This is a genomic window from Bacillus sp. SSR7 (assembly GCF_055902415.1).
The window spans coordinates 1-8,382 of the sequence record NZ_JBVVXV010000036.1; the positions used below are offsets into that span (position 1 = coordinate 1).

The 8,382-nt window shown below is 33.2% G+C and carries 7 protein-coding genes; 6 read left to right on the forward strand and 1 reads right to left on the reverse strand.

What is annotated here, in order from left to right; genetic code table 11:
• Nucleotides 1–443: 443 nt before the first annotated feature.
• Nucleotides 444–2,375: a glycosyltransferase gene (locus tag AC0NJG_RS28415; protein ID WP_087951319.1), complete on the forward strand. Its 1,932-nt coding sequence runs from the start codon at nt 444–446 to the stop codon at nt 2,373–2,375.
• A 66-nt stretch (nt 2,376–2,441) separates the two neighbouring features.
• The gene (locus AC0NJG_RS28420) at nt 2,442–3,215 is read left to right on the forward strand and encodes a class I SAM-dependent methyltransferase (protein WP_087951320.1); all 774 of its coding nucleotides are present in this window, start codon (nt 2,442–2,444) and stop codon (nt 3,213–3,215) included.
• A gap of 40 nt (nt 3,216–3,255) precedes the next feature.
• Here AC0NJG_RS28420 and AC0NJG_RS28425 read toward each other — a convergent pair whose 3' ends face one another.
• Entirely contained in the window at nt 3,256–4,200 is a 945-nt protein-coding gene (locus tag AC0NJG_RS28425; protein ID WP_087951321.1) for an NAD-dependent epimerase/dehydratase family protein, read from the reverse strand.
• Nucleotides 4,201–4,500: 300 nt separating this feature from the next.
• Here AC0NJG_RS28425 and AC0NJG_RS28430 point away from each other — a divergent pair, with 300 nt between their 5' ends.
• The 4 genes from AC0NJG_RS28430 to AC0NJG_RS28445 all read left to right on the forward strand — a co-directional run bounded on the left by AC0NJG_RS28430 (nt 4,501) and on the right by AC0NJG_RS28445 (nt 8,350).
• Complete coding sequence (locus AC0NJG_RS28430) at nt 4,501–5,295, forward strand: sulfotransferase family 2 domain-containing protein (protein WP_087994008.1); 795 nt, start codon at nt 4,501–4,503, stop codon at nt 5,293–5,295.
• Nucleotides 5,296–5,452: 157 nt separating this feature from the next.
• A complete protein-coding gene (locus AC0NJG_RS28435; RefSeq protein ID WP_088327800.1) occupies nt 5,453–6,187 on the forward strand; it encodes a class I SAM-dependent methyltransferase in 735 nt (244 codons plus the stop codon).
• Nucleotides 6,184–7,056 (forward strand): class I SAM-dependent methyltransferase, encoded by an 873-nt coding sequence (locus tag AC0NJG_RS28440; protein ID WP_088327801.1) that lies wholly within the window; start codon nt 6,184–6,186, stop codon nt 7,054–7,056. Before AC0NJG_RS28435 ends, AC0NJG_RS28440 begins: the two co-directional genes overlap by 4 nt.
• Before the next feature lie 217 nt (nt 7,057–7,273).
• Nucleotides 7,274–8,350: a glycosyltransferase WbsX family protein gene (locus tag AC0NJG_RS28445; protein ID WP_087951325.1), complete on the forward strand. Its 1,077-nt coding sequence runs from the start codon at nt 7,274–7,276 to the stop codon at nt 8,348–8,350.
• Nucleotides 8,351–8,382: the final 32 nt, after the last annotated feature.

An 8,382-nucleotide genomic window follows, 5' to 3' on the forward strand; every position in this document is an offset into this window, starting at 1 on the left:
TTGACGTTTCACGTTGTTTGTTTCGTTCAGTTTTCAAAGAACTACTTGGTCGCTCATTTGCGACTTCTTTATGTTAACATTTTCAACTTTCAATGTCAACTAAGTTTTTTATTTCGTTTGTCGCTTTCGACGTTATTGTCATCGGCGACTTGTTCTATGTTACACCTCTATACTCTAATCGTCAATACTTTTCATCCTTTTTATTTTATAAATTATAAAGTTTTTTTATGCTCCTTCCCTAAAGATTAATAAACTAGTGCAGTCACTTTTATAATCAACAGTTTCTACTTTCTAAAGAATGAATATCAAGCCAAACAAATATATATTAAAAGTAGCTTTTTTATTTCGATTACATTCACAAGTCCTCATACCACTTCTCTCTAGGAATTATAAATACACCATACATTTATTAAAAATCTAATTAACTTAGGAGGCGTTATGAAATGCATGTTAATAAGAAAATCATTTATGTATCCCATGATGCCCATTTCCACGGAGCACAGCTGCTTTCTTTACATACTATTAAAGCTCTTAAAGAAAATTTTCATTACTCCGTCGCAATTATTTCTATTGGAACGGGCATTTTAATCCAAGATTTTCAAAAGTATGGCCCTGTTTATTGCCTAGAGGAAAACTACCCAACGGAAGAAAAAGTCGAATTATTAATAAAGAAGTTATTATTAAAAGACTATACCATCGCCATATGTAGTACGGTCATAAGTGGTGATATAGTTGCATTACTAGCTAAACATAATATTAAAGTTATTTCATTAATACATGAATTGCCGCATTTAATACAACAGTACTCTGCTGAGGGAAAAGCAAGAAACATTGCCCAATCTGCTCATAAAATTGTCTTCCCTTCACAATACGTGTATGAAAAATTCCGTACAATCACCCAATTAGATCATCAAAAATGCCACATCCTCCCTCAAGGTTTGTTTAACCACAATCCTTATAAGAACAATATTGCAAAAGCGAGAAACGAATTACGAAAAAAACACGACCTGCCTCTAGATAGCAAAATCATTTTGGGGGTAGGTTTCGCTGATCATCGAAAAGGAATAGATTTATTCTCACTTATTGCTTACTCAGTAAGAAAGGTGCATACGAATATTCATTTTATCTGGGTTGGGAAAACAGATGTTCATTTTTTAAATACAATATCCCCAAGATATACAGCACATTTCACATTAGTGGATCCCACTCCAGATATCGGTTTATATAACGCCGGTGCTGATTTATATTTATTAACTTCAAGAGAAGACCCTTTCCCAAACGTAGTTTTAGAAGCATTAGATACAAAAGTCCCTGTTATAGGGTTTAAAAACGCTGGAGGTTTTGGAGATGTTGTTACGGAACAAACCGGTGCATTAGTGGACTATTTAAACTTACCGATGATGCTGGAAAAAATATATGAATTTATTGGGGATGAAGATTTACGATTACAAAAAGGGACCTTTGGCCAAGAACTTATTGAAAAAGATTTCAACTTTCTTCATTACGTTTATCAATTATTAAACTTGCTTGAGCATAATTATAAAAAAATAAGCGTCATTATACCGAACTATAATTACGAAAAATACTTACCCGAACGAGTTACATCAATATTAAATCAAACCTATCCCCTTTACGAACTAATTTTCCTAGACGATGCCTCTACTGACAATAGCGTATCTACATTTGAAAAGCTGCTCTCAAACAAAAATAAACACCACCTGAAAGTTCAGCAAATTATTAACGATAAAAACTCTGGTTCTGTATTTAATCAATGGATAAAAGGTGTCTCTGCAGCAACCGGTGATTATATTTGGATTGCTGAGGCCGATGACTTATGTGATCAGACATTTTTAGAAGAAGTAATACAAGGGTTTCATATAGATAGTGATGTTTCCTTAAGTTACACACAATCAAAGCAAATAGATGAACAAGGAAATATCTTGGCCAATCATTATTTGGATTACACAAACGATATTGATAAGGAAAAATGGCAGCGTTCTTATGTCCGAAAAGGGATAGATGAAATACAAGATACGTTACTTATCAAAAACACCATACCTAATGTCTCAAGTGTAGTTTTTAAAAACATAGATATAAAAACAACAGCAAAACAATTGGAAAAGTTTAAAGTAGCTGGCGATTGGTTTTTCTATGTTTCTCTCCTTAAAGAGGGGAACATTTATTTTAATCCAAAACCTCTAAACTATCATAGACAACATACAAATAGCGTAACAAGAACAGAAGATTCATATTCTCATTACAGTGAAGTTGTACAAATGCAGAATTTCATTAAAGATACCTTTGCTATCGACGACATTTCAAAAAAGAAAATGTACGCATATAGAAAGTACCTTAAAGCATATTTGAAGGTTTGATTATATATTTTCTTTACCATCCGTATCTCTTATAGATATTACTATTATTTAAGGGAGGGTTACTCTTTGAAAGAATTTATAGATGCAAATAAAGATTTGATTTCTCAAATTGCACAAAACTACAATGTAAATGCAAGTATCCATCCAGAGGATCATATCTTTCAATTCCTTGTCACGAATCCAGTCTTTCCATCTAAAAAAGAAGCAATAGATTATTATTTTAAAGATGGAAGAAAATCAGCAGAAACACTCTTAGATTTAATGACTTCCTTTTATCCTCCTGTAGACACTCCAATTAAATTATTAGAATTCGCATCCGGATATGGTTGCGTAACACGTCATTTATTAAACCTACAAACGAACTTACGTATAACTGCCTGTGATATACATGAAGAGGCTATTACTTTTCTTGAACGCACATTACATACATCATCTATCTTATCTCATCCTGAACCTGAACAAATAAAATTATCGTCTACGTATGATATCGTTTTTGGCCTATCCTTTTTTTCTCATATGCCTGATACAACTTGGTTTCGTTGGCTTCAAACATTGTATAATGCTGTTTCCCCTGGCGGATTATTCATTTTCACAACTCATGGATATCAAAGTAAAAAGTACTTCGGCTTCCCAGATTTAAATAAACAAGGTTATTGGTTTCTCCCCTCTAGTGAACAACTGGATTTAGATGTGCATCAATATGGGCAAACGATCGTTAGTCCCTCTTACGTATGTGACAAAATTAAATTATTACCTTATAATCCTATCATCAAAAAATACACTGAAGGTTTTTGGTGGGAACACCAAGACCTTTGGGTAATAAAAAAAGAAATAAAATAATAAACCATGCTCTACTTATACAGAAGTAGGGCATGATTTATTATTTTTTACTATATAAGAACTCTTCAATCCATAGCTTATTTAATCTAATTCCACTTTTGAAATCTATTTTCGGTTCCCAATTACATTCTCGTCTTACTCTATCTATATTTAAAATGATTTTTTGAACATTTTCTTGCTTTTGTTTATAGCAGATAAAGTCCACTTTTCTTTCCGTTAATTTCTCTAATTCTACTATAATTCGTTTTAAAGAGAGCCCCTTACCGCTCCCTATATTATATACACAAGATTTCAAGTGATTTAATTGCGATAGTTGTATAGTAACTTCTACTAAATCATCGATATAAATATAATCTCGAATAATCTCTTGTGGATTCCCATATATATTAATCTTTTCATTGCTGAGATGCTGATATAAAAAACAATTTATTGCTCCAACTTTCTTTAACGGGTTCTGATATTTTCCATACGGATTAGAATATCTACATACAACATAATCCATTCCATACTTTTTCTTATAAAAGTACAAATAATTTTCAAGCGACACCTTTGTTATTCCATAAGGAGAAAGTGGTTTTAATGGATGCTTCTCATCAATAGGTAAATATTCTGGTTCACCATAAACCGTGCCTCCAGAAGATGCTAATAAAATTTTTTTAACTGGAAAATTTTTAACACTTTCCATGAAATTAAGAAAAAAAAGGCTACTATTTATATCTCCGAAAACATCTTCAATTGAAGTTGCTACATTAGACGTTGCAGCTAAATAAATAATAATATCCACATTCACTAAAGCTTTATATATATCTTCAACATTGGCTAAATCACCTTTAATAAATTCAACCTCACTTATAATATTTTGAGGGAAATTATTTATATGCCTGGAAAATACTTTTACATTTTGACCTTGTTTCAATAAACCTAATGCGAGGTTAATACCAATGAAACTATTTCCACCTACTATTAAATAATTATTCTTCCCCATAATATCCTCTCTAGTAATAAGATTTTTGCTTATCACACCTAGAAATACAAATAAATGAACTTGGACACTTTTATTATTCCTTCTCTTATAATTGTATGCCTCTTATACATTTTCATTATCTTTATTTTCTGTTTAGAATCGCTTTCTTATCTAAGATGATCGAAAAAACACTCATAATATTTACTCATTTCCATGAATATATTAGATTAGTAAAAACCTCTCTTCCCATATTCTCACTCGTTTATTCTATATTAAAAACCTTCTCCATAAATAAAACTTTCAAAAAGGAGCATTAAATTTATGAAGAATGTAAATCAAGAGCTGTTAAATCATGTAATTCTACATAAAGACCGAATTCCACATTTCCATAAAGACTTTCCGCTTATACTATTCTGGAGCCACAGAAGTGGATGTACTACATTAGCTAATTGGTTCTTTTTTCAAATTGGATTATTTACTGAAGCAAAAGAATACCATGACTTTATTCATTACTATGAATTCTGGGTGTATAAAAACAACACCAACTACATACCAGAGTTACAAAATGGGCTTCTAACAGCAGAAAAAGCTGTTTGTAAACTTGTACGAAATCCCTATACAAGGGCCGTCAGCTCATTTTTATTACTTGCTGACAATCCATATGCAATTCCTCAATGGGAAAGTATCCGCCAGTATTTATATAATGACAAATATAGTAACCGAGGAATATCATTTAAACAATTTTTATATTACGTTCGAGCATTAGGTCCCAATTCCCTAGCAATGGACATACATTTTAGTCAGCAATACGTTCCGGGTGAAGAAAATTTTATCCAACACTATATTCCTTTAGAAGATTTTAATACACAAATCACCAAGTTAGAACACACGTACGGTTTACTTAAATCCCATTTAGCGCTACTTACAAGCTCAGATCATCATCGCGCTCATAAGATGATTTATACAGGAAACTATGCGGAACTCAGCATTACAGATGCAGCCTTCCCTCGCTTTCCAACATATGAAAGTTTTTATGATAAAGAAACAATGGAGTTAGTTACAGAAATATATGCACAGGACTTTGAAATGTATCCTTACATAAAAGGAGTATTTTAAGTCGATACATCATTCTCCAATGAATAAAAGTGAATGTATCGCATAGCATAAAGTGAAACTTTAATTAATGTGGGTTCCCTACTTTTCACCCGCCCTCTTTGATTTCGCTAATTGTTGGCGTATGTCATATGGATTTTTCACACAGGAGTGATGTCATGTGGAAGGTAATTTAAAGCACAATACTGGATACTGTGTTATTTGCGAGAAAGAAGCTATATTTATAGAGCATAATGATTGGCTTAGAGATCACTACTTATGTTCTACATGCCACTCTATACCAAGGCAACGAGCTTTAATTCATGTTTTAAATACATTTTTCCCCAAATGGGGTTCCTATCATATTCACGAATCCTCTCCTGGAGGGATTACGACTCAGCTACTAATAAAAAACTGTAAAAACTATACATATTCTCAATACTTTAAAAACTACCCTCTTGGTCAATACTTTCAAGGAATTAGATGTGAGAACTTAGAAGACATGACTTTCCAAAATGAATCTTTTGATTTGTTCATTACGCAAGATGTCTTTGAACATGTAATGGAGCCAAACAAAGCCTTTAAAGAAATAGAACGTGTATTAAAGCATGGCGGCGCTCATGTGTTTACTGTCCCTTGGTACCACACACTCCCAAAAACTTTGCAAAGGGCAAGAATCAATAAGAATGGAATTGAGTATATTGAAGAGCCAATTTATCACGGAAATCCTATTGATGAGAATGGGGCTTTAGTAACATTTGATTGGGGCCAAGATATGATTGAATATATTTATACCCATGCAAACATGTATACAATTGTTTATTTACAAAAGGATAGATCACTAGGATTAGATGCTGAATTTCTACATGTTTTTATTAGTAAAAAACACGAATATAATTTGGAGGTTAACAAATGAATAACTTTAAGTTAGGAAGTGATTTTGATAACCTTGTTAGTCCACTTTCTGATGTTGAACTTCTAAATCTATTTATACAAAGTTGTTCACAAACAAAGATAAATGGCACCCCAGTACCTATGTTCCCTCCTGAAGAAATTCAACAACAGTTTGTAGGTGCTTCCTATGAACATGCTCTTTATGAAGCATATTTGTTTTATAGCCATGTAAAAACATATGCCCAAAATTTAGGTGTTCCCTTGAATAAAGAACGTAAAATTTTAGACTTTGGTTGCGGGTGGGGAAGAATTATACGCTTTTTTTTCAAAGATGTTCGCGATGAAAATTTACTTGGGATTGATGTAGATCCAGCAATGATTAACATTTGCAATGAAACGTTAGGAAGAGGAATATATAAAACCGCCAATCCACAACCTCCTGTAGAATTTATTAGTGACAATTCATTGGACATCATATTCGCTTATTCTGTATTCTCACATTTATCCGAAGAAACTGCAGAACATTGGATAAAGGAATTTTCAAGAATTCTTCGTCCAGGTGGAATCTTCATCGCTACAACACAAGCACGCTATTTTCTCGATTACTGTCAACAATTCCAGGAACACCCTGAATTTATTCAAACGGGTTGGCATAAAACTTTATCTCAAGCTTTTCCAGATATAAATCGGGCCATCTCGGATTATGAAAGCGGCAATTTTGTCCACAGTCCTACAGGAGCCGGAGACGTTAGAAATAGTAGCTTCTACGGAGAAACCGTTATACCTAGAACTTATATTAAAAATCACTATGAGAAGTATTTAAAGCTACGGGACTTCTTTGATGATGCAAACCGATTACCCCAAGCTCTATTTGTTCTCCAAAAAGATTAACTCTTTTCGCTCATTGTATAATGAAGATTATTTTATTTCTCAGCCGTATATATTAAAACATTAAAGATTTCCATATCAAGCAAACTGGACAAAAGGATTCATTATGAGGCATAAACAGAGTAAGTAAATAACGGTTCTCATACTTTAACTGGATTCGAAAAATCAAAAATATAACTTCCCACCACTTGAACTACGAAGCACATAAGGGGGATATATCTTGAAAATAATTGCTTTTTACTTACCACAGTTTCATCAAATAAAAGAAAATGACCGATGGTGGGGAAAAGGTTTTACTGAATGGACAAATACTAAAAGTGCACGACCTTTATTTTCAGGACACTATCAACCTAGAGAACCTTATCAAGATTTTTATTACGACTTAACCACCCCATCCGTAAGAAAGTGGCAAGCAGAAATTGCTAAAGCACACGGCATATATGGTTTTTGTTATTACCATTACTGGTTTAAAGGGAAGAGGCTATTGGAGAGACCATTTAATGAAGTACTTCAGATGGGCGAACCAGATTTTCCATTTTGCCTATCTTGGGCAAATGAACCGTGGACAAAAACTTGGGATGGTCTTGATAGTCACATATTAATGCCTCAAAATTACGGAGAATTATTAGATTGGAAAGAACACTTTGATTATTTATTACAAGCTTTCCAAGATGAGAGGTATATCCGTATAGATGATAAACCACTATTCATTATTTATCGTCCTGGGCATATACCTAATTGTGAGCAAATGCTTAACTACTGGAATACACTCGCACAAGAAAATGGTTTGAAAGGTATATACTTCGCAGAAACATTAAACAGCTTTCCACTTCCTAATATAAATAGATTTGATGCTAGCATTCAATTCGAGCCTTTTTATACAATTGCTCATGATAGTTCTTCGGACATAAATAAGATAATATATGAATCTGGTAAACAAATAAACGCTTGGGATTATGATAAAGTGTGGATGTATATATTAAAGCGATCTCCTTCAGAGAAAAAAACATTTCCCGGTGCCTTTGTTGACTGGGATAACACAGCACGCCGCAAAGACTTAAATAGCAGCATTTTCGTAGGCTCTACTCCTGAGAAGTTCACGATATATTTAAGTAAGCAAATCCAGCGCACCTATTCTCTTTACAACAGCGAGTTTTTATTTATTAATGCGTGGAATGAATGGGCAGAAGGTACTTACTTAGAACCAGATAAAAGGCATGGCTTTGCCTATTTAGAAGGAGTTAAACAAGCAATTAACAGAGGCATGAAAGCATACAAAAAAGACGAGTCATTCTGACTCGTCTTACAGTTGCTTGGCGACGTCCTACT